Source organism: Cellvibrio sp. ARAG 10.3 (genome assembly GCF_051846955.1).
Lineage (GTDB): Bacteria > Pseudomonadota > Gammaproteobacteria > Pseudomonadales > Cellvibrionaceae > Cellvibrio.
On the sequence record NZ_JBPYCU010000016.1, the window covers coordinates 1 to 25,785 of the forward strand.

Annotated in this window: 22 protein-coding genes; 7 read left to right on the forward strand and 15 right to left on the reverse strand. The window is 52.2% G+C overall.

The window, feature by feature from the left end:
* Positions 1–167 precede the first annotated feature (167 nt).
* The 10 genes from ACSV5M_RS17070 to ACSV5M_RS17115 form a co-directional block, all read right to left on the reverse strand.
* The gene (locus tag ACSV5M_RS17070; RefSeq protein WP_439177614.1) at positions 168–1,310 is read right to left on the reverse strand and encodes a patatin-like phospholipase family protein; all 1,143 of its coding nucleotides are present in this window, start codon (positions 1,308–1,310) and stop codon (positions 168–170) included.
* Positions 1,311–1,336: 26 nt separating this feature from the next.
* Positions 1,337–1,810 (reverse strand): NfeD family protein, encoded by a 474-nt coding sequence (locus ACSV5M_RS17075; protein ID WP_439177615.1) that lies wholly within the window; start codon positions 1,808–1,810, stop codon positions 1,337–1,339.
* 17 nt (positions 1,811–1,827) lie between these two features.
* Positions 1,828–2,748, reverse strand: coding sequence for an SPFH domain-containing protein (locus tag ACSV5M_RS17080; protein ID WP_439177617.1), 921 nt, complete (start codon positions 2,746–2,748; stop codon positions 1,828–1,830).
* A gap of 33 nt (positions 2,749–2,781) precedes the next feature.
* Entirely contained in the window at positions 2,782–4,407 is a 1,626-nt protein-coding gene (locus tag ACSV5M_RS17085) for an AMP-binding protein (protein WP_439177619.1), read from the reverse strand.
* A gap of 47 nt (positions 4,408–4,454) precedes the next feature.
* On the reverse strand, positions 4,455–6,254 hold the full coding sequence (locus ACSV5M_RS17090; protein WP_439177620.1) for an acyl-CoA dehydrogenase C-terminal domain-containing protein: 1,800 nt from the start codon (positions 6,252–6,254) through the stop codon (positions 4,455–4,457).
* Between the two features lie 195 nt (positions 6,255–6,449).
* Positions 6,450–7,241: a dienelactone hydrolase family protein gene (locus ACSV5M_RS17095; RefSeq protein WP_439177622.1), complete on the reverse strand. Its 792-nt coding sequence runs from the start codon at positions 7,239–7,241 to the stop codon at positions 6,450–6,452.
* A gap of 31 nt (positions 7,242–7,272) precedes the next feature.
* Entirely contained in the window at positions 7,273–7,863 is a 591-nt protein-coding gene (locus ACSV5M_RS17100) for an NUDIX hydrolase (protein WP_439177624.1), read from the reverse strand.
* Positions 7,864–7,905: 42 nt separating this feature from the next.
* A complete protein-coding gene (locus ACSV5M_RS17105) occupies positions 7,906–8,223 on the reverse strand; it encodes an NGG1p interacting factor NIF3 (RefSeq protein ID WP_439177625.1) in 318 nt (105 codons plus the stop codon).
* Between the two features lie 6 nt (positions 8,224–8,229).
* Positions 8,230–9,405, reverse strand: a complete 1,176-nt coding sequence (locus ACSV5M_RS17110; RefSeq protein ID WP_439177626.1) for a phosphoglycerate dehydrogenase — start codon at positions 9,403–9,405, stop codon at positions 8,230–8,232.
* Between the two features lie 67 nt (positions 9,406–9,472).
* Positions 9,473–10,591: a phosphoserine transaminase gene (locus ACSV5M_RS17115; protein ID WP_439177627.1), complete on the reverse strand. Its 1,119-nt coding sequence runs from the start codon at positions 10,589–10,591 to the stop codon at positions 9,473–9,475.
* Between the two features lie 752 nt (positions 10,592–11,343).
* Here ACSV5M_RS17115 and ACSV5M_RS17120 point away from each other — a divergent pair.
* Complete coding sequence (locus tag ACSV5M_RS17120) at positions 11,344–11,982, forward strand: glutathione S-transferase N-terminal domain-containing protein (RefSeq protein ID WP_439177629.1); 639 nt, start codon at positions 11,344–11,346, stop codon at positions 11,980–11,982.
* A gap of 1 nt (position 11,983) precedes the next feature.
* Here ACSV5M_RS17120 and ACSV5M_RS17125 read toward each other — a convergent pair whose 3' ends face one another.
* Entirely contained in the window at positions 11,984–12,928 is a 945-nt protein-coding gene (locus ACSV5M_RS17125; RefSeq protein WP_439177631.1) for a glycoside hydrolase family 16 protein, read from the reverse strand.
* A 262-nt stretch (positions 12,929–13,190) separates the two neighbouring features.
* Here ACSV5M_RS17125 and ACSV5M_RS17130 point away from each other — a divergent pair, with 262 nt between their 5' ends.
* On the forward strand, positions 13,191–13,694 hold the full coding sequence (locus tag ACSV5M_RS17130; protein ID WP_439177633.1) for a sigma-70 family RNA polymerase sigma factor: 504 nt from the start codon (positions 13,191–13,193) through the stop codon (positions 13,692–13,694).
* On the forward strand, positions 13,687–14,646 hold the full coding sequence (locus tag ACSV5M_RS17135; RefSeq protein ID WP_439177634.1) for a FecR domain-containing protein: 960 nt from the start codon (positions 13,687–13,689) through the stop codon (positions 14,644–14,646). Before ACSV5M_RS17130 ends, ACSV5M_RS17135 begins: the two co-directional genes overlap by 8 nt.
* A 34-nt stretch (positions 14,647–14,680) precedes the next feature.
* Here the strand turns inward: ACSV5M_RS17135 and ACSV5M_RS17140 are convergent, their stop codons facing one another.
* Both ACSV5M_RS17140 and ACSV5M_RS17145 read right to left on the reverse strand, forming a co-directional pair.
* A complete protein-coding gene (locus ACSV5M_RS17140; protein WP_439177635.1) occupies positions 14,681–15,961 on the reverse strand; it encodes a glycerophosphodiester phosphodiesterase family protein in 1,281 nt (426 codons plus the stop codon).
* A 132-nt stretch (positions 15,962–16,093) separates the two neighbouring features.
* Positions 16,094–16,552: a DUF4442 domain-containing protein gene (locus tag ACSV5M_RS17145; protein ID WP_439177636.1), complete on the reverse strand. Its 459-nt coding sequence runs from the start codon at positions 16,550–16,552 to the stop codon at positions 16,094–16,096.
* A gap of 240 nt (positions 16,553–16,792) precedes the next feature.
* Here ACSV5M_RS17145 and ACSV5M_RS17150 point away from each other — a divergent pair, with 240 nt between their 5' ends.
* On the forward strand, positions 16,793–19,087 hold the full coding sequence (locus ACSV5M_RS17150; RefSeq protein ID WP_439177637.1) for a TonB-dependent receptor domain-containing protein: 2,295 nt from the start codon (positions 16,793–16,795) through the stop codon (positions 19,085–19,087).
* Positions 19,088–19,225: 138 nt separating this feature from the next.
* On the opposite strand, the gene ACSV5M_RS17155 is transcribed toward ACSV5M_RS17150, so the two are convergent.
* Entirely contained in the window at positions 19,226–19,399 is a 174-nt protein-coding gene (locus tag ACSV5M_RS17155; RefSeq protein WP_439177639.1) for a hypothetical protein, read from the reverse strand.
* Positions 19,400–19,800: 401 nt separating this feature from the next.
* Complete coding sequence (locus ACSV5M_RS17160; protein ID WP_439177640.1) at positions 19,801–21,927, reverse strand: TonB-dependent receptor domain-containing protein; 2,127 nt, start codon at positions 21,925–21,927, stop codon at positions 19,801–19,803.
* Between the two features lie 391 nt (positions 21,928–22,318).
* Here ACSV5M_RS17160 and ACSV5M_RS17165 point away from each other — a divergent pair, with 391 nt between their 5' ends.
* The 3 genes from ACSV5M_RS17165 (at position 22,319) to ACSV5M_RS17175 (ending at position 25,657) form a co-directional block, all read left to right on the forward strand.
* Positions 22,319–23,194, forward strand: coding sequence for a hypothetical protein (locus ACSV5M_RS17165; RefSeq protein ID WP_439177641.1), 876 nt, complete (start codon positions 22,319–22,321; stop codon positions 23,192–23,194).
* A gap of 146 nt (positions 23,195–23,340) precedes the next feature.
* On the forward strand, positions 23,341–24,927 hold the full coding sequence (locus tag ACSV5M_RS17170; protein ID WP_439177642.1) for a PQQ-dependent sugar dehydrogenase: 1,587 nt from the start codon (positions 23,341–23,343) through the stop codon (positions 24,925–24,927).
* Between the two features lie 199 nt (positions 24,928–25,126).
* Positions 25,127–25,657: a nuclear transport factor 2 family protein gene (locus tag ACSV5M_RS17175; RefSeq protein ID WP_439177644.1), complete on the forward strand. Its 531-nt coding sequence runs from the start codon at positions 25,127–25,129 to the stop codon at positions 25,655–25,657.
* Positions 25,658–25,785: the final 128 nt, after the last annotated feature.

Below are 25,785 nucleotides of genomic sequence, written 5' to 3' on the forward strand. Positions count from 1 at the left end.
TTTGTTTCGAAACCTTCAAGTCAGGGACGACTTGAAGGAGCTACAGGGATGTATTCATGCGTTTTCGAAACAAAAGGGCTAATGACAAACGTGCTACGAAGTTCCTCTACAACAAGAAATCCCTCTACAACAAACTAAAAATCAGCTAACTTAATTCCCAGCAATTTTTATTTATCCACATCAAAAAACGTCTTAATACTCTCCGCTTCCCACATCGTGTCCTGATAACCCAACTCCATCAGCTCCGTAATAAATTCTTTTACAAACAATAAATAACTTGCCGCCGTTGCACCGCCGCCCTTTGCCGTGGCACCGATGGTGCGCAGAAAGAAACGCAAGCTGTTCGGCAGATAGCGGACGCTGCGACCGGCAATAGCATCCAGCGGGCGCGAGGGGGAAATGACTTTGTTTTTTACAATCCGCAATTCCATTCCGCTCGCCTGGCGTTCACTTTCGGGAATCAGGCTCAGCAATTGATTCAAACGCTCCAGATGCTCCAGGTCACCTTCCATCGCATCGATAAATGCGCTGTTAAATAAATGCCCGACGATTTGTGCCATCGACGGTGAGTGCCGGACCGGTTTGCGTTTACCCCAGTGGACTGATTTGCGGTTGCCGCTCACGCCGATAACGAAAAGCGATTCTGCGCCGAGATGTAACGCCGGGCTGATCGGAGCCAATTGACGTAAGGCGCCGTCGCCGAAGTATTCACGATTGATACGCACAGCAGGAAAAATGGTGGGGATAGCGGATGAGGCCAGTAAATGCTCCAGGCGCAATCGGGTAGGCATGCCAGCGCGACGATAGCGATTCCAGCCGACCAGGTCAGGATGTCCCTGAAAAAAGCTCACGGTTTGCCCGGAAGAATATCCCATAGCGGAGATGCTGACGGCAAACAACTTGCCCTTCTCGATTTCGTGATCCAGATTTTCCAACCGGATCTTGCTGCCAAGTAATTGCCAGAGTGGTGAGTTGTCCAGCATCGATAGCGGGCGTTGGCGGCCGACACCTTCATTAAACAACGACAATCCAATCAAACCGATGCCTTTGAAGATGTCGCTCCAGCCATGTAGATAAATTTGATCCAGCGTAAGGTCGCGCCACATACCCGCCAGGCCGGCGACAGATTCTTTAAACGTGCCCGGATGACTCGCCAGGGCTACCGCATTGATCGCCCCGGCAGAGGTGCCGCAAATTATGGGAAAGGGGTAAGGTGCATCCTCCGGCAAGATATCCGCCAAGGCTTGTAACACACCCACTTGATATGCAGCGCGAGCGCCACCACCGGAAAGAATCAATGCTCGTTTCATCACTGCAACCAATCACGCACCCGGGGTTATTCCGGATTATTCACAAAGGACTTGTCATGCAATTTGACAAGCAGGGTCATTCCGTCTGCGCCAACAATATCAACGATGCTGCCTTGCGGCAGGTCATCATTGCAGGTAACCGTCCAGAGCGCATCCTCGATCTGCACCTTACCTGTACCATTTTGAATCGGCGTCAGCAACGAAACACTGCGACCAATCAACCGGGCTGTGCGCGAGTTTAATAAAGGCTGTTCGGTCTTGTTGTTGAACCGGCGGAACTTTTTCCAGTACACCAGGGTGATAGCGATCGACAATACCGCAAACAAGATGAATTGCCAGTACCACACAAGGCCAGGAAATACCGCTAGCACGGCAGCAACAATCAGCGCAGACACGCCGATTCCCAAGAGGAAACCACCAGCACCAAGCACTTCGAGGATTAAAATCAGCATCCCCAATGAAAGCCAATGCCAGGGTTCAAGTGATGCAAGAAATTCCATAGCCGTACCTGCCGATATTATTGTTTTTGTTTGGCTGAATTAATGAGCTCGCTGATGCCGCCGATAGAGCCGATGATACTTGATGCTTCCAGCGGCATCAGGATAACCTTGCCATTCTCGGATGCAGCCAGTCGTCCCAAGGCGTCCACATATTTTTGTGCAACAAAATAATTGATCGCCTGCGAATTTCCTTTGGCAATAGCTTCGCTCACCATTTCGGTTGCCCTGGCTTCGGCTTCCGCTTCCCGCTCACGCGCTTCTGCTTCAAGGAACGCTGACTCACGCAAGCCTTCCGCCTTAAGAATCTGGGCGCGCTTCTCACCTTCGGCTACTTTAATGGCCGCCTCGCGTTCGCCTTCGGCACGCAAGATTTGCGCACGTTTTTCACGCTCGGCTTTCATCTGGTTGGCCATCGCATCGACCAGATCGCGCGGTGGCGTGATGTCTTTAATTTCAATGCGCGTGACTTTAATGCCCCAGGGACTGGTCGCCTCATCAACTTTCAGCAATAAGCTGGTGTTGATGGCATCGCGATTGGAGAGCATCGCATCCAGCTCCATAGAACCGAGTACTGCACGGATATTAGTCATCACCAGATTTTGCATCGCATGACTCAGGTTATTTACTTCATAAGACGCTTTGGCTGCATCCAGAACCTGATAAAAACACACTGCATCGGTGGTGACCATCGCATTGTCCGCACTGATGACTTCCTGGGGTTCAATGTCGAGCACCTGCTCCATCACGGTGACCTTGCGCCCAATCGCATCGACGAAGGGCACAATGATATGCAGGCCGGGATCAAGCATACGGGTGAATTTTCCGAAACGTTCAACAGTCCAGTTTTGTCCTTGAGGCACGCTTTTGACACCCTTGACGACAATGACAATAGCAAGTGCCACCAGGATGATGATGGTTTCGTTGAAGATACCGAACATAGCGGTTTACCTTTGTTAAAAAACGCGTTGTTATTATTGAGCCGCTTTGGATTCCTGGTCTTTCAATTCACGACGCAACACTTTGCCGACATTGGTCTTCGGCAATTCGTTACGAAATTCCACCAGGTGCGGCACCTTGTAGGGTGTCAGCTTGGTCTTGGCATAATCCCGCACGTCTGCAATGGTTAACGACGGATTGTTGGTGACCACAAACGCCTTCACAGTTTCACTCCCATCGTTATCCGGTACACCGATAACAGCGGCTTCCACAATATCCGGATGACCAGCCAGCACGTCCTCCACTTCATTGGGGAAAACCTTGAAGCCCGACACGTTGATCATATCTTTTTTGCGATCAACAATCTTGATGTAGCCGTCGGCCTGGATGATGGCGATATCACCACTCTTGAACCAGCCATCCGCATCCAATACTTCTGCGGTTGCGTCTGGTCGCTGCCAATAACCTTTCATGACTTGTGGACCGCGAATACAGAGTTCGCCGGGTTCGCCAGTGGGTAGCGTGTTGCCATCTTCATCGATAACTTTGCATTCCGTATCCGGCATGGGTAAACCCACCGTCCCCTGCTGAATGCCACCCGGCGGATTGATGGCGACGACCGGTGAGGTTTCCGTCAATCCATAACCTTCATTGATGGTGCTGCCGGTCACTTCGGTCCAGTGCCGGGATGTCTCTGCGGTCAAGGCCATACCACCGGACGACGTTAAACGCAGATGACTGAAATCCAGTTTCACAAAATCCGGATTGCGCATCAGCGCGTTAAACAGGGTATTCAAACCGACAAAACAGGTAAACGGCAGGCCTTGCAGTGTTTTAACAAACGCTTTGATATCGCGGGGGTTGGGAATCAGTACGTTATGGTTGCCCAACGACAAGGCTGACATACAGTGAATAGTAAAGGCGTAGATGTGATACAGCGGCAAAGGGGTAATGTAGAGCTCCTGATTTTTTCTGAATACCTTATGCATGTGCTCGTTAACCTGCACCATATTCGCGACGAGGTTGCGGTGAGTCAGCATCGCGCCTTTGGCAACACCGGTGGTGCCTCCGGTGTATTGCAAGACGGCCACGTCCTCGGGATCACGTTTTACCGGCTGAAAGGGTTTTTGTGGTTTATTCAATGCATCCCGGTAACTCACCTGCAACGGGAATGAAAATGGCGGAACCATTTTCTTAATGTGTTTCACTGCAAAATTCAGTAACACGCGCTTAACCGGCGAATGCAAATCCGCAAGCTCGGTCACGATCACTTGCTCTACTTTTGTTTCCTGAATAATCGCGGCGGCATTCTTGGCAATATTGGCAAGTACCACCAGGATTTTCGCCCCCGAATCATTTAACTGGTGCTTTAATTCATGAGCGGTGTACAACGGGTTGGTATTGACTACCACCATGCCTGCGCGAATCGCACCGAACACGGCCACCGGGTATTGCAGGATATTGGGCAATTGAATGGCAATACGATCACCGGGCTGCAGGGACGTAAATTGTTGCAGATAGGCAGCGAAGCGTGCTGAGTAATGATCCAGGTCGCGATAGGACAGCGTTTGCTTCATGCAGGTAAATGCCGGACTATCGGCATACTCTCGACAGGACGATTCCAAAATATCGGTAATGATCTGGTTATAGTTTAACGACATGCTTCACTGACTCCTGTGATAATCCTTGAATGATAAGAGGCAAAAAATTAAAAGATAAAATCGCTTTCCGGTAAGGCCATCAGGTTGTCGGCACCGGATTTTATGGACTGCACCAACGCGCGCGTGCGCGGTAATATCCGCTCGTAATAAAAACGGGCGGTATGCAACTTGGCTTGATAAAACGCTTGCTCCTCAGGCTTTTCAGTTAATGCCTGGTGCGCACAGGCCGCCGCGCGTCCCCACAGATAAGCCAGTGTCAGGTAGCCCGAATACATGATGTAGTCCACTGAGGCTGCACCGACTTCGTCAGGGTTTTGCATGGCGCGAGCGCCAATGCTTTGCGTCAACCCCAGCCATTCACTTTTCAATTCGACCAGTGGTTTGCATAAATGTGCCAGCGCGTCGTTATCAGCTTGTGACAGGCAAAAATCATCAATCATTCGGACAAAACCCTGTAGCGCCTGCCCCTGGGTCATCAGCACCTTGCGCCCCAACAGATCCAGCGCCTGGATACCGGTAGTGCCCTCGTACAGGCTGGCAATACGCGAATCACGCACGATCTGTTCCAGACCCCACTCACGAATATAACCGTGGCCACCAAAACATTGCAGGGCGTGGTTGGTCGATTCAAAGCCGGTTTCGGTCATAAATGCTTTGGCTATCGGCGTCAGGATACTGAGCATTTCCTCGGCATCATCGCGAGCCGCCGGGTCTGCGCCATGCTGGCTGATATCAATTTGCATTGCCGCAAAGTAGGCGAGCATCCGCGCGCCTTCTGTGAGGGCTTTCTGGGTGAGCAGCATCCGGCGCACATCCGGATGAACGATGATGGGATCAGCAATACCCTGGGGATTTTTTGGGCCCGTCAGCGACCGCATCTGCAGGCGCGCGCGCGCGTAAGCCAGGGATTTTTGCCAGGCAGCTTCAGCCAAGGCCAAGCCCTGGGAGCCTGTGCCGAGCCGCGCGAGGTTCATAAAGGTGAACATGCCATTCAAGCCTTTGTTGGGTTCACCCAGCAAGGTCGCCGTCGCACCATCAAAATTCAGCACGCAGGTAGCATTACCGTGAATGCCCATCTTGTGCTCAATCGAACCACAGTTCACATGATTGGGAGCACCCAGGCTACCGTCGGCGTTCACCTGGAATTTGGGTACGATAAACAGCGATATACCTTTGGTGCCGGCTGGCGCATCAGGTAGGCGGGCTAACACGATATGGATAATGTTTTCTGCCATGTCGTGGTCGCCAGCCGAAATAAAAATCTTGGTGCCGGTGATGCGATAGCTACCATCCGCCTGCGGTTCCGCACGGGTGCGTAATAATCCGAGGTCACTGCCACAGTGGGCTTCGGTTAAACACATGGTGCCGGTCCAGTCACCGGATGTCAGGCGCGGCAGATAGGTTTGCTGCTGGTATTGGGTGCCGTGAACTTCAATGGTATGCATGGCGCCCTGGGATAAACCGGGATACATCGCCCAGGCCGCATTGGCCGAGGCCACCATCTCATTGAGCACCACACCCAGTGATAAGGGTAGTCCCTGGCCACCGTAAGCCTGGTTGCGGGTCATCGACGGCCAGCCGGCCTGGCAATACTGTTGATAGGCTTCTTTAAAGCCATCCGGCGTCTGGACCTGCCCGTCGTGCCAGCGACACCCCTGGCTGTCTCCAACGGGGTTGAGCGGTGCCAACACCTCCTGGCAAAACCGGGCATTCTCGTTAAGGATCGCCGTCGCCAGATCACGATTGAGATCGCCACCGCCGGGTAAAACCTGGCAGTGAGATTCGTAATCGAATAATTCGAACAGGACAAAATCGATATCGCGCAGAGGCGCTTGAAAATTACTCATCCTTAATTGCCTTATTGTGAAACCCGCCAGCATCAGGCTGTGGGAGAACTGTTGATCTACCGATCATGACTCTTATCGGCCGCCCTATAAAATCTGTCGTGTGGTCGGTGTTGCCCCGTCAATATTGGCAGATGGCGCCATGAAGTCAAACAGTCTCCAGCGGAAAACCGACAGGCTTCCGCTGGAACGCGAGTGTTATTCCTTGGCGAAAACCTCTTTGAGGAATTCGCGCATTTTTTCCCAGGAGTCTTTATCTGCTGCTGCGTCATAGGCCAGAGGTAAATTGTAGCGTTTGCCCAATTCGGTGACGTCCGGGTTGGTAAAGCCATGCTGGGCACCGGGATAGGTATAAATGCGGAAAGCCACATTGGCATCAGTCATCTCTTTACGGAAAGCCTCTACCTGTTCGGCAGGCACCATGGGGTCGGCTCCACCGGTCAAAATCAGTAAATCGGCTTTAACCTCGCCATCTTGCGCCGGGGTTTTGGTCGCCAGGGCGCCATGGAAACTCACCACCGCATCCAGATCCATACCCTGGCGCGCCATGTGCAACGAGGTTCCGCCACCAAAACAGTAACCCACGGCCGCGATTTTTTCCGGGTCTACCGTGGGCTGATTGCGCAGCAAGTTGTAGGCCGCCTCGAAGCGTTTCTCAGCCACTTCGACATTGCTCATCACCATCTGAACAAATTTACCGGCCTCATCAGGATGATCGGTCAATTTGCCGGTGCCGAACATATCCAGCGCGAAGGCGGTGTAGCCCTGCTCCGCCAGCATCTCGGCGCGCTTACGGACGTAATCGTTATGCCCCCACCATTCATGCACAACCAGGATACCTGGCCGCTTGCCCTGCACACTGTCGTCATAGGCAAGGTAGCCGGTAAAGCTTTCGCCATTGACCTTGTATTCGATAACTTTGGTCTGTACCTCGGCATGTGCCCATAGGCTGAAACAAAAGATGATTAAACCGGTAACAATTTTTTTCATGATGCAAACTCCTTGACTGGGAAAGACAATGTTATTCGATTGGCAGAACTTCATCGGTTGCATTGAATACAGCGGTGATAATTTCCTGGGTTAACGCGGCGGTAAAACCCCAGATTTCGTAACCCTCATGTTGATATGCCGGCACGCGCCAGGATTTACCGGCATGAGAGAAGATATCGGTGCGCGTTTGAATACCCGCACGAAAAGCAGATAAGGGTACACGAAACACCGCATCCAACTCGTCCGGGCAGGGTACGAGTTCAATGGCAGGATCGATCACACCGACAAACGGTGTTACACGCACACCGGCGCGAGTGGCACGGGGTTTACAGGCGCCTAATAATTTCACCGCAGCGGGCGATAAGCCAATTTCTTCATGACTCTCCCGCAACGCGGTATCAAGCAAGGTGTTGTCTCCGGTTTCCCACATGCCGCCGGGAAACGCTACTTCCCCCGGATGGTTCGTTAAATGTTGGGCGCGCAGGGTAAAGATCATTTCGGGATTTTCTGCATCGGTAAATAACACCATCACCGAGGCTTGGGCAGGATAAAGACCCACTTGCTGGGTCAGGGAATGATTAGGTTGGAGATAATTTTGCAAATACTGCCACAAAGGTCTCATGAGTTCGTTCCGGCACCAGACACGAGAATTCCAACCATACCACTAAGCCGAAATCTCGGCCAAGTGCCAAATATCATAGGCGGGTTCTTCGTAGGGATGGGCCGAACGCAACGCGTGGAGGGCTCCGGTTATATGCTCGTCGGCACACACCATCTCCACGCGATATTCAGCCACCACTGCCAACTCACCGGTTTTACCGATAAACGGATCACTACCAGCCAAGGGGCGAAACTGCCCCTCTCCCCGCGTTTGCCAGGCGCAACAATCGTAATGTCCGATCCGCCCGGCGCCCGCCGCAAACACAGCGGACTTTACAATCTCCAGATGCGATTCAGGGACGAAAAATACCAGTTTGTACATCGCGACCTAGATGACACGCACGGCAATCACATGATCTACAGCGCGGATAGCGGCAATCACATCGTCGCTGGGCGCTTGCTCAACATCGATGATGTTATAAGCCATCTCACCGCGGCTTTTGTTGACCATGTCCACGACGTTGACTTTTTTATCTGCCAGCAATGACAACACATGGCCAAGCACACCGGACACATTGTCGTTAGAGAAGGTAATGCGCGCGCCGGTGCCCGGGTTGCGATCCATATACACACTGGGGAAGTTAACCGAGTTTTTGATGTTGCCGTTTTCCAGGTAATCCATCAGCTGGTCTGCAGCCATGATGGCGCAATTTTCTTCAGCTTCTTCGGTACTCGCGCCGATGTGTGGCATGGCGTAAACATCCTGACGTTGCAGCAGGCAAGGCTCGGGAAAATCACACACATACTTGCGCAATTTCCCTTCATCCAGACTTGCGATCACCGCGTGGGCGTCAACAATCGCTTCACGCGCAAAATTCAGCAGCACCGCACCGGTTTTTACTGCTTTAAGTGACTCGCTGTTGATCATCTGTTTGGTCGCTTCGATGGCGGGCACGTGCAGGGTGATGTAGTCCGAGCGCGCCAGCAGCGACTGCAGGTTTTCCATCCGCCCCACCTGGCTCGGTAAACGCCATGCCGCTTCAACCGACAAGGCCGGGTCAAAGCCGACAACATTCATACCTAACGCCAAAGCAGTCTCGGCAATCATGGACCCAATGGCTCCCAAACCCACTACGCCGAGCGTCTTGCCTTGCAACTCACTGCCGGCGAAATTGGCTTTTTCTTTTTCCAGTAATTTGGACATTTCCTCGGCGTCGGTCATGTGCGTCAAACCTTGCACATACTCCATTCCCGACAAGATGCCACGTGAGGCTAACAACATACCGGCCAGCACCAGTTCTTTTACCGCATTGGCATTGGCACCCGGCGAATTGAATACCACGACACCCAACTTGGTGTAATCCCCTACGGGGACGTTGTTGACACCGGCACCGGCACGGGCGACGGCTTTTACGCTTTCCGGCAGGGCTTCGCCGTGCAACTTGTGGCTGCGCAGGATGTAAGCATCCGGGTGACCGATATCACTGGCCACTTCATATTTTTCACGGGAGAAACGATTGAGTCCTTTCACAGAAATCTGGTTGTAGGTTTTGATCTTGTACATGACCTTTCCTTCTCATTCTTCGGGCAAAAGATAGGCGCCGGCGTATACGACAACCGGCGCATGCAATTTAGGCGGCGTTTTTAGCTTCCTGATAAGCCCAGCTCAACCAGGGCATTAACGCTTCGAGATCTGCCTGTTCAACGGTTGCACCACACCAGATACGCAGGCCCGCCGGGGCATCGCGATAGGCGCCGATATCGTAGGCAACACCTGCTTTATCCAGCAGTTTCACCATAGCCTTCACTTGATCCGGCGTTGCATCCAGGGTCAGACAGACGCTGGTATTGGAGCGGGTTTCCGGGGTTTGCGGCAGGAAATTGATCCAGGCGTTTTTCGCCACAAATTTTTCCAGCACCGCGAGGTTGGCGTTTGAACGCGCGATGGTTTCTTTAACGCCACCGATGGCTTTTACCCAGTCCAGCGCATCGAGATAGTCCGCTACCGCCAACATGGAAGGTGTATTGATGGTGTCACCTTTGAAGATACCTTCGCTCAACTTGCCGCCACTGGTCATGCGAAACAGCTTCGGCATGGGCCAGGAAGGCTTGTAGGTTTCCAGTCGCTCGACCGCGCGCGGGCTGAGGATCAACATGCCGTGCGCGCCTTCGCCGCCCAGTACTTTCTGCCAGCTGAAAGTAATCACGTCCAGTTTTTCCCAAGGCATCTCCATTGCGAAAACCGCAGAGGTTGCGTCGCAAATGGTCAGGCCCGCGCGATTATCAGGAATCCAGTCGCCGTTGGGGACTTTCACACCAGAGGTGGTGCCATTCCAGGTGAAGATCACATCATTTTCAAAATTGACTTTGGATAAATCGGGCAGCAGGCCGTAATCCGCTTCGTGCGCATTAACCACCAGCTTCAATTCTTTGGTGGCATCGCTCAGCCAACCTTTACCGAAGGATTCCCATTGCAGAATATCCACACCGCGCGCACCGAGCATTGACCACATCGCCATTTCTACCGCACCGGTATCAGAACCGGGCACGACACCAACGCGGTAGCCAGCCGGCAAATCAAGGATGGCAGCGGTGTCTTCGCAAGCGCGTTGCAAGGCAGCTTTGCCGATCGTTGAGCGATGGGAACGGCCAAGCGTGGATACATCCAGTTTGGTCAGGTCATAACCCGGACGTTTGCTGCAAGGGCCGGAGGAGAAATTAGGATTGCGGGGTTTTACCTGTGGTTGCATGTTGATCCTCTGATTCAAACAATGAAGGTTAGCGCACCCGAGATAAACAACATCTGCCACACAACCTGAAACAAGTTGCACGTGTTACATAACGTTCAGTTACATAACGCGGAGGCGCTGCCAAGAGGCCGGCGAGACGGGCGTGAACTACTCGCGAAATTGCCAGCAAATTCGGGGGCGTCGATTATGCCAGCTATGCCGAAAATAACCTAGCCAGGGACTGTGACAATGGGAGGCAAAAAAAAGCCCTCCACAATGTGGAGGGCAGAGGGAGACGTCGATGCATCAACCAGACATCGACGGTGAGAGACCGGTACAACAGCGGGGAAGTCGGTGCCACCCGCCTGAACATGCTCGCTGACTCTCGGGAGCGAACCTGTGTTGAAATCAGAATTAGCGAAATAGTAACGAAAGCTGCGCCTCATGGCTACTCAAAAAGCTGGAATATGACAAGGAAGCGCTAAATTTTTGTCAAATTTTGTACGGTTTCATGAAAACGGACACACAAATGACAAATTATTTTTGTGAGAACGGTTACATCTGCGCACTGTAGTTTTCCCCATCACCGCTGTCAATGTGAACCCTGCCGCAACAAAAAAATGTCTGTAACGACAAATTCCTTAAATAGCCATTAACACTATTTCCTGAGCGTGATATCGCACAGAAACCGTTCATAAAATGCTTCTATGGTTATCGACGGCTCAAACTGGAATACCAGATACCGGAGCCCTATTCTGCAGGACATAGATGCCATGATTACGCTGTACACCTACACCACCCCCAACGGTCGGAAAATTTCGATCATGCTGGAAGAGCTGGGCGTTCCTTATAACGTGAAGGTTATCAATCTCAGCAAACGCGAGCAGTTTGACCCGGCCTTTACCGCCATTTCACCTAACAACAAAATTCCGGCGATGGTGGATGGTGAGAGCCCAGCTGTGGCCTTGTTTGAGAGCGGCGCGATTCTCACCTACCTCGCCGAAAAATACGGTCGGTTCCTTCCACCAAGTGGCCCTGCGCGCTATAAAACCCTTGAGTGGCTTTACTGGCAGGTCGGCGGGCTTGGCCCGATGTTCGGACAGTTGGGCCATTTCGGCATCTTTGCCAAAGAAAAATTGCCCGGCGCCATTCAGCGCTATGTGGAAGAAGGTGAACGCCTGCTCAACGTGATGGAACGCCAATTGGAAACCCATGCATTTCTCGCCGGCGATGATTATTCGATTGCTGATATGGCTGCTTATCCCTGGGCTTTAAATGCAGATACTTTTCTCAGCGAGTTTCTCGGGGATCTGGTAGCGACCATGCCGGCCGTGCAGCGCTGGCTCACCACGGTGGGCGAACGCCCTGCCGTGCAACGCGGCATGGACGTTCCGGTTATCCACACCGATTAATTTACAGGCCGCAAGGCGATGGCAAGGGCGGTTGCTGTTCTGCAACCTGATCCATATATTTCACCTGATGTTTGCGCAACTCGGCCACAGCCCGCTCCACTTGTTGCGGAGACATGGCAACACCGGCTTTATGGAACACCCAATCGATATCTTCGTGGTATTCACGTCGTTCCGGTGAATCTACCGGCCCCACCGAATCGTCCGCGCCTTTGGGCATAAACCATAGGTTAAAATTGATCGACATAAAATCTTCCGGATAGACCTTCTCGCTGTGTTCGGCAAACAACTTGCCATCCACGTAATAGCGCACCCGGTTATCAGCGACTGTAAATACCAGGGTCCGCCAACCGGCGTAGCTGCCTTCCTGCCGCGTAAATTCATTAACCTTGGTCCAGGGTTCCAATTGGAAGGTCTCCCAGGTTGTGGTCCACATGGCCGGTTTTGCGTCCGCACCCCAGCCACCATTCGGCAGGTATTCGAAATCGGTCTCGCTGTAGTCTTTATCCATCGGCGCTTTCAATGGGCTGATGGCATAAAAGGTCTGGATGACCTCGTCACCGTCGGGGCCATATTCGGGTTCGTCGCGGAAAAATACCCGCGCCGCATAGGTCCCTTCCCGGTATTTGCGCGCGTGGCAGAACTGGGTATGGCGAGTATTGTCGCCCGTGCCGTCGGTGACGGATGCCATGCGGATAGCGCCCTGCGCTGTCCCGTCAATATCCGTGTGGAAGGAAATTCCCTCCCCTGACCAAGTCGCCCCGGCAATACCCGGGTGGCCGGTTTCGGTTCTGACTGACCAGCCATTGGCTGTGAAATCCTGCAGCGTGGTATAGCTGAAATCATCGAAGAAAACCTGTTGGGTCGCCTGATCCGGCGCAATGGCACAGGCACCTAAACCTAAGCAGGAGGCCAGACCTAAAACAGCGGTAAACCTTGATACGCTCATTATCTTTATCCTTTTATGTGACTGACGAAGCCGACATTCTTTGGTAGTTGAGACAACGTTGTCAAAGTAATTTTGGTTCACTTACGGCTTTTTACTCCTGCTAACGAAAATTAACCCTTCGCTGAATGCCACTCAAGGCAAAACGCCGTTGTCGCGCGCGTTGACATTACAGCTAGCGTGTGGATAATTGCGAACAATTATCATCTGCATTTTTATTTGCAGCACCTACCTTATCTGCCACTCACAGGAACATGGTCACATCATGGCAAATCTGGGTCAGAGTCATGCCGTTCACGCACTGTATAACGACCATCAGGGCTGGTTACACGGCTGGTTACGCAGCAAGCTGGGCAATACCTGGGATGCAGCGGACCTGGTTCACGATACGTTCGTTAAAGTACTGCTGAAGGATGAATGGAGCTTTATCCGCGAACCCCGTGCGTATCTGACAACCATCGCCCACGGCTTAATGGTCAACAGTTTACGCCGCAAGGATTTGGAGCGCGCCTATCTGGAAGCGATTGCGCATTTGCCGGAGGATGAATACCCCTCCCCCGAAACCCGTGCCCTGGTGTTGGAAACCCTGATTGATATCGACATTATGCTTGATGGTTTGGCGCCCAATGTGCGTCATGCTTTTCTCTTGCTGCAACTGGAGGGATTACGCCATGCCGAGATAGCTGAACGGCTTGGCGTATCCGTGAGCTCAGTACGGCAATATATCGCGAAAGCGATCCAGCATTGTGTACTGCGCCACCATGACTGACGATTCACTGCAAACGGAGGCGCTCAAGGCCGCTGCGTTGTGGTTTGTGCAGCTCACCTCCGGTGACGCCACCGATGAAGAACGCGCAGCCTGGCATGCCTGGCGTCAACAAAATCCCGCCCATGAATATGCGTGGCAGCAAGTAGAAAAAGTGACCCGCAAATTCTCATCGCCGGGTATGTCTGCGGAAATCGGGCTGGCAACCCTGGAACGCCCCGCTTCACCCGGGCGACGCAAACTGTTGCAACACATAGCTACCGCTGTTGCGCTGGGCGGATTGGGCTGGATAAGTTATCGCACGGCGCCTTGGCAATCCTGGTCAGCAGATTATGTCACGGCTGTCGGCGAACAATGCGCGGTGACATTACAAGATGGTTCACAGCTGACATTGAATACTGACTCGGTGGTTGATTTGCGCTTTTCTCCGACGGAACGGCGGATTGTGTTGCACCGGGGCGAAGTGTTTATCAATACCACAACAGATACACACCCACGTCCATTTATTGCCGCCACGGCGCACGGTGATGTGACCGCGCTCGGCACACGCTTTACGTTGAGGTGCGACGACCACCTGACGCGAGTTGAATTATTTGATGGTGCCTTGGGAATCCGTACCGCGACGAGTCAAGATATTCACTATTTAAAAGCAGGACAATCCACGCGCTTCAGTCAGCAACTTGTCGAAACACCTTTTCCGCTGAATCGCACTCAGCCTGGCTGGTTGAATGGTATTTTAGTGATAGACGATATGGCTCTGCCGGATTTTATTGCGGACCTTGGACGTTACCGGCGAGGTTATTTAATCGCCGATAAAAGTGTGGAAGGACTGCGAGTTTCCGGTGCGTTCCCCATCGGGGATACGGATCGCGTCCTGGATTCCCTCGCCACCACCTTGCCGGTGGACGTGCAACGTTTTACCGATTATTGGATCACGATAAAACGTCGCACTTAAGCCAGCAGGACCGCCCGGTCCCGCTTGTTTACGATTATTTCAGCTTCATACAACTTGCATAATAGGTGACCGTGGCTGGCCAATCGGAAAACATCCCAATGATACCCACGTCCTTTGCCAACACATGCAACACGTCCATCATATCACCATCATTATTGATCGCCGGGCGAATGCTTTGGTGATACCAGCCACCGCCATTTTTTAACGGACCATCGCGCTCGAAGGACCAGGCGATGATATCCAGTCCCGCTGCCTTGGCATACTCAGCGTAAGCAGACGCCACAATACGATTGTCTTCATCCAGGGTTAACAACGCCCATAACGGCGGCGCAACGATGTTAATACCTTCGGCAGCCAGGGACTCAAGGTCTGCCTGAGAGGGTGCTTCATCCGTCGTATTGATATCATCAAGATAAACCGCCTGTTTGCCAAACCGCGGTTCGTTTTGAATCCAGTAACGCACATCCTGAATATCAAATGACTGCGGCCACACATCGCGCGGATGCACACCGGCCGCTTTGTATTCGTCAATCAATTGCTGGGCATAATCGGCTTGGGTGTATATGCCTTCAAATGGCATGGGCACGCTGGCTGACTTTAATTCCGGGGTAAATTTTACGCCGAGTTTTTTAAATAACCGGATACTTTCCGCGTGAGTCAGCAGAGTGCCTTTGTCAGCGTACAAATCCGTGCGCCAGGCTGCCGTACCCTTCATATATTCCTCGACAGTCGTGGCGCGGGGATTGAAACCGTCCATCTTTCCTTGCAGGGTTTTAAACTCGGCCAGAGTAATATCGCTGGTGCAACAGCGCGCTGATGCGGGCGTACCACTGGCGAGATCAGCGGGTGTGAAGGGTTGTGAACATTTAGCAGCCAGCGCCGGAATTGCGAGGATGTTGGTCGTGGTGTGCAGGTCGCATTGAGAATGGCGGCAAACCAGTTCCTTGTCTTGGGTAAAGGTGACATCGCACTCCATGATGCCCGCACCCATACGCGCGGCTGCTTCATAAGATTCTTTTGTGTGCTCGGGAAATTGCAAGGGTGCACCGCGATGACCGATGGAAAAATCGGTTTTACGAAAGGGCCCTTTTGCGCAGGATTGCAACTTTCGTTTCAGCGGGCTCGCATCCATATCCTCCACCAGATAAAAAGGACGCGGACCAACCTCTACCGGTTGCTGATGTTTGTATGAGTGATCGGGACGATGATGATGTTTATCATCATCGTGATGTTTACCGGCACAGGCCAGTACCGATAGACACGCGGCAGAGACGAAGACAGTCAATTTACTCAAGGTATGGGATTTCCGGAACATGAGGGTTTCTCCTTTATTAGATTCAGAACCACGCTGAATCTACCCTCGCTTTATGACTGTCCCTTGCCAGTTTGATGACAAACGCAATAACAGGAAATTTCTTGCGACAAATTAACCTTTTTGTGACGCCAATCAAGCCGTGCGCGCGGCCGGTTTTTTGCGCACATACAACTGGCGATGGACACGCGCGACCACTTGTTGTTGCTCATCGCGAATCTCGACGTGAAACTCAGGCAAATACTTTTCACCCTTTGCGGTCCTTGCCCGAATCTCGTCCAACACCGCGTCGTCGATGTGGAAATGAGCCGTCACCATACCTCTCCCCGGCGCGATATAGTCGATCGCTCCGCGTTTGTCCCACACGTAATAATCGCGCCCCAGGTTATTCATCAACATCAACATATACCAGGGGTCCGTCATAGCAAACAGGCTGCCACCAAAATGTACACCGACGTAGTTGCGGTTATACCAACGCAGCTTCATGATGACCTCTATATACCGATAATCGGCGCGGATCACCTTTGCGCGGATACCGGCAAACAATAGGGGCGGCCACAAATTAACCAAACGGCGAAATACTTCGGCTTTCAACTCACACCTCTTTCAATAAACACGCGGGGTCGGGATGCTAACCCAGTTGCAATCAGACTGGCCAGCGTGCAGATAAATCCTTCGTTCCAGCCACCCCTTTCACTTTTTACAAAAATTCACTTTTTACAAAAATTCACTTTCTACAAAAAACTGGCCTGGCGTTGTCACTTTTTGAATCTCGATTGGCATAAAGGGTGAAGACCTTGTTTTATCCTCCAGACATCAATCGCAGGAATCATCATGACTCATCGCCTTACGCCTTCGCAGCCCGGTATTGCTGCGCGCAATCCCTTAACCCTGGCTTTGCAAGCCGCGACACTGGCATTGGCCGCTGCAACCGCCCTGCCCACTCTGGCTCAGGTGGCTGAGCCTGCGGCATCGGTTAAAAAAAGCTACAACATCCCCGCCGGTCCTCTGGGGCATGCGCTATCGACCTTTGCCATGGAAGCTGGCGTGCTGCTGTCTTTTGATCCGGCGCTTGCCGCCAACAAACAAACACAGGGATTACGCGGTGAGTACGGTGTGCAAGATGGTTTTAGTGTGTTACTGGCCGGCAGCGGTTTAAGCCTGGTGCGTCAGGCCGATGGCAGTTATTCCTTGCAAGCCATCACCGGTGCAGCTGCAGCGCAATTGCCAACGGTACAAATATCCAGCAGCTATGAGCCGTTAAATGCTGGGGTCAGCGGCAATCGTCGCGTGGTCAGCCAACAGGACATCGAGCATATCCAGGCCAATGACCTGGAAGATGTATTTCGTAAAACACCATCCGTGGCTGTGGGCGGCTCCGTGGCTATCGCAGAAAAAGTTTACGTTCGCGGCCTGGAAGATGCCCTGTTGAATGTCACCATTGATGGCGCGACGCAAGCGGGCGTGTTGTTCCACCACGCCGGACGTTTGAGTATTGAACCCGAATTGTTAAAACAGGTAGAAGTCCATGCCGGTGCCGGCGTGGCTACCGATGGTCCGGGCGCACTCGGCGGTGCCATTCGGTTTACCACAAAAGATCCGGAAGATTTACTGCGCCCCGGCGAACGGTTCGGTGCATTGGTTAAAGGTGGCTATTTTGATAACACCGAAGGTTACAAAGCCAGTGTGAATGTGTTCGGGCAGCTGAATGACGATTGGAGCGGGATGGCCACTGTAGCAAAATCGGACAATGATGCGATTACCGATGGCAACGGCACTGAACTGGGCGGCACAGAATCTGAACAGGACATGGGCTATGCCAAACTGGTGGGAAAACTCACCGATAGCCAAACGGTCAGGCTCAGTTATGACCTGCGGGTGGACGACGGCATTCGTGCACAGCGCCCGCAATGGGTTATCAGCGACTGGAACCCCGGCTACCCGCTCAAGATTGAACGCAACACCACCAATCTGGGCTATCAATTAAATCCGGTCGATAATCCTTTCCTGAACCTGGAGGCCACGCTTTACAACACCCGGGCAAAGTTGCAACAAAATGTGATTGGTCGCTGGGGAATTTACAACGGGATTTCAGAGAGCCAAGGCATTAACCTGCGCAACACCACGCAGTTGAGTGCTCACGAATTAATTTACGGTGCCGAGTACCGCGACGACATTGTCAATGCTGGCCCGGAAACCAATACCAATGCAGAAGAAGAAAAGGGTACTGTAGTCGGCTTTTTCGTACAGGATCTTTATCAAGTCACCGATAAGTTATTGTTAAGCGCCGGCGTGCGTTACGACGATTACGAACTGACCGACACGAATGACAAGGAATTTGAAGCCGACGGTTTCAGCCCGAATGTGGGCGCCAGTTATCAGCTCACGCCGTCACTCAGTGTCAACGCCAGCTATGCGGAAGCACTGCGCGGCCGCCAGACCATGGAGACTTTCCTGCTGGATTCACGCATGAACGACCCGGCGCTGGAAGCGGAAGAATCAGAAAATACCGAAGTCGGTTTTGAATATTACCGTGAGGCGTTTGGATTCTCCGGTACCTTTTACCGCTCCCGTATCGACAATGCAATCAACGACCAGCGAATTCCGGTCAATGGTGTACCACGTTGGGTCTTCCGCAATATCGGCGATATTGAAACGGAAGGTTTTGATTTGCGCGTGAGCTACGATTGGACGCAAGTGCAAGTCGGCTTAAGCTACAGCGATTTTGAATCCGAGTTGGTCAGTGATGAGGGCGACCTGAAGCTTAATGCTTACGACCACGGTGCACTCGGCAACACCATCGGCAATACCTGGACGGCTGACCTGGCTTATCAAGTCACCGACACCCTGGAATTGGGCTGGAATGGTCGGCTGGTGGAGAGCCTGGAAAATATTCGCACGTCGGCCGGCACCGTGGATAAAGACGGTTATGCCGTGCACGATATCTATGCGCAATGGTTTGTGACACCGGATTTCAATGTGACATTCACGGTCAAGAACCTGTTTGATAAATACTATATCGACCACGCTACCAACGGCAGCTTCGAACACATTCCCGGTTATGAAGGCATCGTCGGTTTGTCGGAACCAGGCCGCGACCTGCGTCTTACCTTAAGCTGGCGGATATAAAATCAGCGCGGCTGCCTGATCGGGTAGCCGTCATTTTTCCTCTGGTTCAGGACCAACATTTATATGGACGTAATGCATGGATGCAAGCCAGCTTCTTTACTGATTCATCCCCCATTTACATGAAAGCCATACTATCGGCTACTCCTCTTTGTCCTGCTCAACAATAACGATTTCGTAACCTGAGGGCAGACGGATACGCACTACCCTCATACCAAGATCGCGTTGTGCGGCCTTGTCAGCGGGTAATTCGTTCGGTTTGGGCCTGCGTCGTAAACGACGCACATACTCCTGCAATTTGTTAAAAATAAACACGGCATTGATCCCTGTGAAAATGAACAGAGAATCGAATGGGGTATGAGGGAAAATATCGAGAACACTTCAGACCGCATTCGATTCGCGGTCTGAATTAAAGGAAAACCTAACTGACAGACAACGAATGCATACCCGCATGACGGACCGAGCCGGTCATCATGGAGAAGCAATTAATAGTCAGGGTTAGGGTTTGCATGGGAAGCACTTTTTTCGGAAACGAAGCCGGGAGAGTACCAGCTCAAAAAAATCCTGCAAGAATTTTTATAAGCTTATGCCAAAAAATTTTATCGACAGACAGAAGCATCCCTTTCTTTGCCGCGAAGGTTATCGATACGCACATAAAAAAACCGGGTCAACATGGTTAACCCGGTCAAGTGCTGCAATTGAGGGTGAGCAGCAAATCAAAAGGTGTATTTGAATCCTGCACTTAAACTGCGGCCCGGCTGGGGTACCACGGCAGCAAGGAAGGATGAATGATTCCAGACTTCCTCATTCAACAGGTTACTACCGCGCACGAACACCAGATAGCGCTCTTCGCCGAATAAACTGATGCTCACCGTTGCATTCAACATGTTGTAGCCGGGTGTTTCAGCTTCATAGTCGGCGATATCGTGTTGCGTGTTTACGTGGTAGTACTCCAGCTCTGCACCGATACCATCTGCCTCCATATTCAGGCGTCCACCCACGCGCGATGCCGGAATACGCGGCAGGTTACCGCCATCCACAAATTCGGCCCGTACGTAGTCACCGAACAAGGTCGCTGCAACGGTCTCATCGAACTGATAGGTCACCTCCCCTTCCACACCGGTAAATTCGGCATCCTGTTGGGTATATTTAATCAGGCGGAAATCTTCATATTGGTCCAGGGTGCGGGCATAGATGTAATCATCCACATCGTTGCGGAAGGCATTAACACTGTAGGTCAAATCGCCACTGTGTTTACGCAGTGACAATTCGATATTATTGGACACTTCTTTGGAAATCGTCGCGTTGTTCTCGACACCACCGCACGTCAGCGGATGTGGCACCAGACCGCACTCGTATGTGTTGGTTGCCAGGTGGATACCGCGTGCATACAGCTCCTGCGATTGCGGCAAACGCTCCGCATTGGCAAAGGACAAGGCCAGGGTCGTCTCCGGCACAAATTCCCAAATAATCGCCGCCGAGAAGGACGTAGCAGAATCATCAAAGGCCGGGCGATTACGCGGGTCATTTACCGGCGTGTGTTCCTGTTGTTCGTAACGCGCACCCACCTCAAGATGCCACTGGTCATTCAACTCGTAATGTTCAACGGCAAAAATACCCAGGGTTTCAGATTCGGTATCCGGAATAAACGCCTCTTCACCCAATGCGCTGAATTCAGTGCTGGAGAATTGTGCCCCCACCACACCGTGCCAACCGAGTACCGGCGCGTGATCAACTTCAATACGACCTTCGTAACCTTCGTTACGGAAGGTCGTTGAGATTTCATCTTCTTCAATTTCATGATGTTCGTAATCCGTGTGGCTGGCACGGATGCGGATTTTGTGCACACCGGCAAACGGGTCCTGCATTTCACCGCGCAGATCAAAACGTTTGCTTTTCAGATCAATGACCGGCACCTCTTCATGTTCGTGCTCATGTTCATGATCGTGATCATCTTCCTCTTCTTCATCGTGGCTGCCGCAATGCAAGCTGGCACCGTGGGGGTGACACCCTTCGTATTCATGGGCATGACCCGGCAAGCCGTATTCATCATCGCGATAAGAATAGGCAAGCCCCAAAAAGCCGCTGTCGCCGATCCAGGAGGCGCCGATGCTGGCGTTGTTGCTCTCCGAAAAGGTGCCGTGTACGTGATCTTCTTCCCAGTTGCGAACTTCATAATCATCCGCATCCCGCGACGAGCCTTCCACGTGTATGGCGAAACTATTACCTAAACGCGCTGTTGCACTCACAGCGCCGGCGCGCTCGTTGGCCACGCTGTTACCGCGCAAGGCAACAAACCCCTCAACGGGTTGCTCGGGCAGAGCCTCAGGAATCTTGTTATCCAATAGGTTCACTACACCGCCGATTGCGCCGCCGCCATACAGCAAGGTGGCGGGACCGCGTAAAACCTCTACCTTTTGGGCCAACAGCGGATCAGCCGTCACCGCATGGTCAGGTGAAATATCCGAGGCATCCAACAGGCTCGCACCATCCGACAGTACTTTTACGCGCGGAGAGGTTTGCCCCCGCACCACCGGCCGGCTCGCCCCACCGCCAAAGGTGTCGGAATGCACACCCGGCAAACCATTCAGCAATTCTCCCAGGGTAGAACTGCCGCGCTGGGTAATATGCTTGTCATCCAGGATGCTGTAGGGCGCAACGATTTTGTTCGCATCCTCATCCACCGCCAGGGCAGTAACGTGGATGATCGGCATGGCATCTTCCCGGCTGACATCAGGTTGGCCCGCACCCGGCTGGGCCACCGCTGCAGCCGAAACCGCAAGAAAACCGCCGCTCAGGATGACCTTGAGAGCTGAGGCGAGGGGGTGTGGAGGGAAACGCATGGACAAGTCCTCTTGTTTAAAACGTGTGCGATTGACAGATGTTTAAGAATAAAAGGCTCTGGGCGGCCGATTTGAATAATGTTATACCATAACATTTTGATTGCATAGAAGGTTATTACATAACATGTGAGGGATACGCTCTTACAGACAAAACACACCCCTTGTTCCCAATGCAGAAAGCTCTGAATGGGCTTTATAAAAACGTTGACTGCTACTCGTTGAGAAACCACTGCTCAATCGGCGTAATTGCGTGTAATGCTCCGCGCATTTAAAAAACTCAATAATAGATGATCCGCTAAAGCCAGCCAGCATCTGAAGCGATGACATGGGCCATCAGCTGGCATAAAAATATCCGTTTAATAGATAAAGTCACAACAGGAGATGACATAAGATGCCAACCAAAATCGGATTTTGGAATGTTGAGCACTGGAGCAACAATGCCCTCCTGAAAGCTGAAGAAGCCGAAGAAAAAGCTTCCTTCGCACTGGAGCGAATCCAAAGGGGAGCTGTTCAACGGGGGCATAACACCAAGCCGACGCGAGCGGTGACACGATTACAATTGAGAAATGACTGGAAAAAACACAAGTTCAGCGGTTTATCCCGTGCAGAAAAGAGTGAGCTGAATGCACTGAAATATGCCAAAGGTAAACTGAGAATCGCGCAGCAAAAAGTAAGGAAATATACCTATGCGCGGGATATGGTTTATTCGTGCGACCATTTGTTCTATTGCGAAGTTGAATCGAGTCATATAAATGCGCAAAGTTCCCGCTTTGACGGTCTTATAAATCCTCACCTTCTCTGTTATGCCTATTACCACAACAGAGTCAGCACACCGCTTAATCATTACGCACTCTGGCCAGGCGCAATAGCTAATTTGGATCGCGTGCCCAAATACATGGATATTGCAGGCTCCGGTCGTGGAGGTGCCGTTCGTTGTTATTTTTGGCACGCACCTTCCGGCAATAACGGCACCATAGTCGCCGCAGCTTACAATCACCTCAACACGCTTCACACCAATCTGGGCACACCATTTGTTCTGTTTGGAGACATCAATACGGAACCAAAAAATTTGATATTAAAAGGCGTTCCGCCGGCTAATATCGTGGCTACGGACGGAGGCACGCGCATCTCGACGCGGATACTTGATTACGCCATCACCAATGTTCCACAGCGCATTGCTGTCCGGAAGTATCAGGATTGCCCCGCACAATCCATTAAAGATCAAAATGGCTCAGATCATGCCTTTATGTTTCTTGAAATAACATAAGCAGGATTGTTGCCGGGACGGGTGGATGTGGAGTAACGCCGGACGTTCGTCCCGGTATTCTGTCGTTCCTCCCAAAGCCCGCTTTTAAAAGCCACACCTGCGTTACAGTCAAGCCTGAATTCAGCCACGGCAAGCAGGTAGATGCTATGCGATTTCTTTTATTTTTTCTTTCGTTGAGTCTCTCTTTCTCAAGCGTATCCACCTTCGGCGCTGACACAACCCGGGGGCGTACGATTGAGGCCGAATCCCTCAACCACTTGCGTTCCTCCAACTTCAACGTGAGTCAAACGGAAGCGGGTTTCGATTACGTCGGCCACATCGATGACAGCAGCATCCTGTGTTACGACAACATCGACATGAGCGGCGTACGCAGTATCGAGTTTGTGTATGCCCGCGGTCCCGGGGCCTATGAGACCGGTCGTGTCGCTATCCTGGTGAGTCCGCCGAACGGGCTTGGCAAACGCACAAACCTCGGCGAATTTGAGACTGCAGATACCGGTGACTGGGAGACTTTCCAACGCCAACGCGTGGGACTGACGAAGCCGACCGGTGGGCGTCACAACCTGTGCTTTTTTGGGGTGACCGGTGGCGGCATTTTTAATCTGGATAAATTCACCCTTAGTAGTCAGCCCGGTGAAAACCTGGGCATTACCAAAACCTTTGCCGACGCCTTGCCCGGTGTACTCGGTGGTGCGGGTTATCGTTTCGAACTTGAGGTGGTTGGCGAAGCTCCTAACGAAATCTGGTCCATGGCTTTCTTGCCTGACGGCGACATAGTCGCAGCACAAAAAAATGGTTACCTGCTGCGGTTTCGCGACGGCAGGCAAAGCGCGCTGATCGAAGGATTGCCTGACGTGTGGAACCGCGGTCAGGGTGGTTTGATGGCAATTCAACCCCACCCGGAATACCCGAAAAATGGCTGGCTCTACCTGACTTACTCGCACGGCAATAACGATGGCAAAGCGATGACCGTCGTGGCCAGGGGCAAAATCTCCGGGCAAAGATGGCAGGACCACGAGATCATTTACCGGGCCCCTGACGCATTTTATTCCGAATCGAATTCGCATTTCGGTTCCCGGCTGGTGTTTAAAGATGGCTACATCTTCTTCAGCGTGGGTGAGCGCGTTGACCAGGATAAAGCGCAAGACCTCGGCAGCCCGCTCGGCAAGATTCACCGCCTGCACGACGATGGCCGCGTCCCCAACGACAATCCTTTTGTAAAAACCGAAGGTGCGCTCGCCACCATCTGGAGCTACGGTCACCGCAATCCACAGGGCATGACCCTGTCACCGGATCGCAAACATGTCTGGGCTGTTGAGCATGGTCCACGCGGTGGTGACGAGCTCAACCTGATTCGGAAGGGACGCAACTATGGTTGGCCGCTGGTAAGTTTTGGCACCAACTATGACGGTACCCTTATTTCCGAAAGTCCCTGGCGCGAAGGCACTGAGCCTCCGGTGCAACAGTGGACGCCTTCGCTCGGTGTATCCCAGGCTGTGTTTTATACCGGTAACCAGTTTCCACTGTGGCGCAACCAGTTGCTGGTAGCCAGTCTCGGACAGCAACAGCTGCGCATGGTCAAACTCGACAACAATAATAAGCTCGTAAGCGATACCCTCATACTGCAAAACCTCGGCAGAATTCGCGACGTGGTAAGCGGACCGGATGGTTATCCCTATCTTGTGATCAGTCACCCTTATGGAAAAATTTATCGCTTAACGCCGGTGAAATAAATTTAAATGCGCAGGGAAGCACTACACCGGTTTGTCGCTGCGCTGCCAGATTGGATAATCAGGCAATAATATCGGAGTTCTGTATTACCTCCCAACGTCATCTCTGTAACAAACTTTCTCCTGCGCGGAATGTCGCTCACTTGGCCGATTTACACGAAGCCAATAACCGAATGACCAAGCCTGCTACTGGAGATATAAAATGTCTGGAAAACGCCTTGATAAAATCCTGCTGAAATTTATTTTTCTCTTTTTGCTATCCCTTCCGGTTTATGCCAACGTGGATAAAACACCAACGGATACTAACCGGGAATTTATCGCTGAGGCTTTTGCTCAGTGGGCTGCTGGCGGGCGAACCTTCTTTAACGATGTACTTGCACCGGATATTGTCTGGACCATCAAAGGCACCAGTCCGGCAGCGGGAACCTATCGCGGTATGCAGGATTTTATGGATCGCGCGGTTACGCCTTTTGTTCTGCGCTTGGCAACACCGATCAAACCTCGTGTTAACAATATTTGGGCAGAGGGTGACGCTGTGGTCGTTCATTGGGATGGGGAGGCAACCGCCGCCGATGGGAAACCCTATCGCAACAGTTACGTTTGGATTTTTCGCATGAAAAATCGGCGTGCCACCGAGGTTATTGCTTTTCTCGACCTTGTGCCTTACGACGATGTGATTGAACGGATACCTGTTCCGCATAAGGCCGCGGAAGAATCAAGCGTTACTCGTTGACTTATTGGCGGTGGCAGAATTTTTGAGATGGAATGCCTGAAATCTGACATCCAGACATTGCGGAGAAGGGTGCGAGACACGCCGTAAATACTTCCCTGTAGGCTCGACACCGGCATCCCTGCCGGTGA

Bases quoted from the DNA above. Each gene is read 5' to 3' on its own strand.
- ACSV5M_RS17075 (WP_439177615.1), bottom strand. From the start codon at position 1,810: ATGGAATTTCTTGCATCACTTGAACCCTGGCATTGGCTTTCATTGGGG.
- ACSV5M_RS17165 (WP_439177641.1), top strand. From the start codon at position 22,319: ATGCCAACCAAAATCGGATTTTGGAATGTTGAGCACTGGAGCAACAAT.
- ACSV5M_RS17115 (WP_439177627.1), bottom strand. From the start codon at position 10,591: ATGCAACCACAGGTAAAACCCCGCAATCCTAATTTCTCCTCCGGCCCT.
- ACSV5M_RS17100 (WP_439177624.1), bottom strand. From the start codon at position 7,863: ATGAGACCTTTGTGGCAGTATTTGCAAAATTATCTCCAACCTAATCAT.
- ACSV5M_RS17135 (WP_439177634.1), top strand. From the start codon at position 13,687: ATGACTGACGATTCACTGCAAACGGAGGCGCTCAAGGCCGCTGCGTTG.
- ACSV5M_RS17150 (WP_439177637.1), top strand. From the start codon at position 16,793: ATGACTCATCGCCTTACGCCTTCGCAGCCCGGTATTGCTGCGCGCAAT.
- ACSV5M_RS17125 (WP_439177631.1), bottom strand. From the start codon at position 12,928: ATGAGCGTATCAAGGTTTACCGCTGTTTTAGGTCTGGCCTCCTGCTTA.
- ACSV5M_RS17130 (WP_439177633.1), top strand. From the start codon at position 13,191: ATGGCAAATCTGGGTCAGAGTCATGCCGTTCACGCACTGTATAACGAC.
- ACSV5M_RS17110 (WP_439177626.1), bottom strand. From the start codon at position 9,405: ATGTACAAGATCAAAACCTACAACCAGATTTCTGTGAAAGGACTCAAT.
- ACSV5M_RS17070 (WP_439177614.1), bottom strand. From the start codon at position 1,310: ATGAAACGAGCATTGATTCTTTCCGGTGGTGGCGCTCGCGCTGCATAT.
- ACSV5M_RS17090 (WP_439177620.1), bottom strand. From the start codon at position 6,254: ATGAGTAATTTTCAAGCGCCTCTGCGCGATATCGATTTTGTCCTGTTC.
- ACSV5M_RS17105 (WP_439177625.1), bottom strand. From the start codon at position 8,223: ATGTACAAACTGGTATTTTTCGTCCCTGAATCGCATCTGGAGATTGTA.
- ACSV5M_RS17140 (WP_439177635.1), bottom strand. From the start codon at position 15,961: ATGTTCCGGAAATCCCATACCTTGAGTAAATTGACTGTCTTCGTCTCT.
- ACSV5M_RS17085 (WP_439177619.1), bottom strand. From the start codon at position 4,407: ATGTCGTTAAACTATAACCAGATCATTACCGATATTTTGGAATCGTCC.
- ACSV5M_RS17120 (WP_439177629.1), top strand. From the start codon at position 11,344: ATGATTACGCTGTACACCTACACCACCCCCAACGGTCGGAAAATTTCG.
- ACSV5M_RS17160 (WP_439177640.1), bottom strand. From the start codon at position 21,927: ATGCGTTTCCCTCCACACCCCCTCGCCTCAGCTCTCAAGGTCATCCTG.
- ACSV5M_RS17175 (WP_439177644.1), top strand. From the start codon at position 25,127: ATGTCTGGAAAACGCCTTGATAAAATCCTGCTGAAATTTATTTTTCTC.
- ACSV5M_RS17170 (WP_439177642.1), top strand. From the start codon at position 23,341: ATGCGATTTCTTTTATTTTTTCTTTCGTTGAGTCTCTCTTTCTCAAGC.
- ACSV5M_RS17080 (WP_439177617.1), bottom strand. From the start codon at position 2,748: ATGTTCGGTATCTTCAACGAAACCATCATCATCCTGGTGGCACTTGCT.
- ACSV5M_RS17095 (WP_439177622.1), bottom strand. From the start codon at position 7,241: ATGAAAAAAATTGTTACCGGTTTAATCATCTTTTGTTTCAGCCTATGG.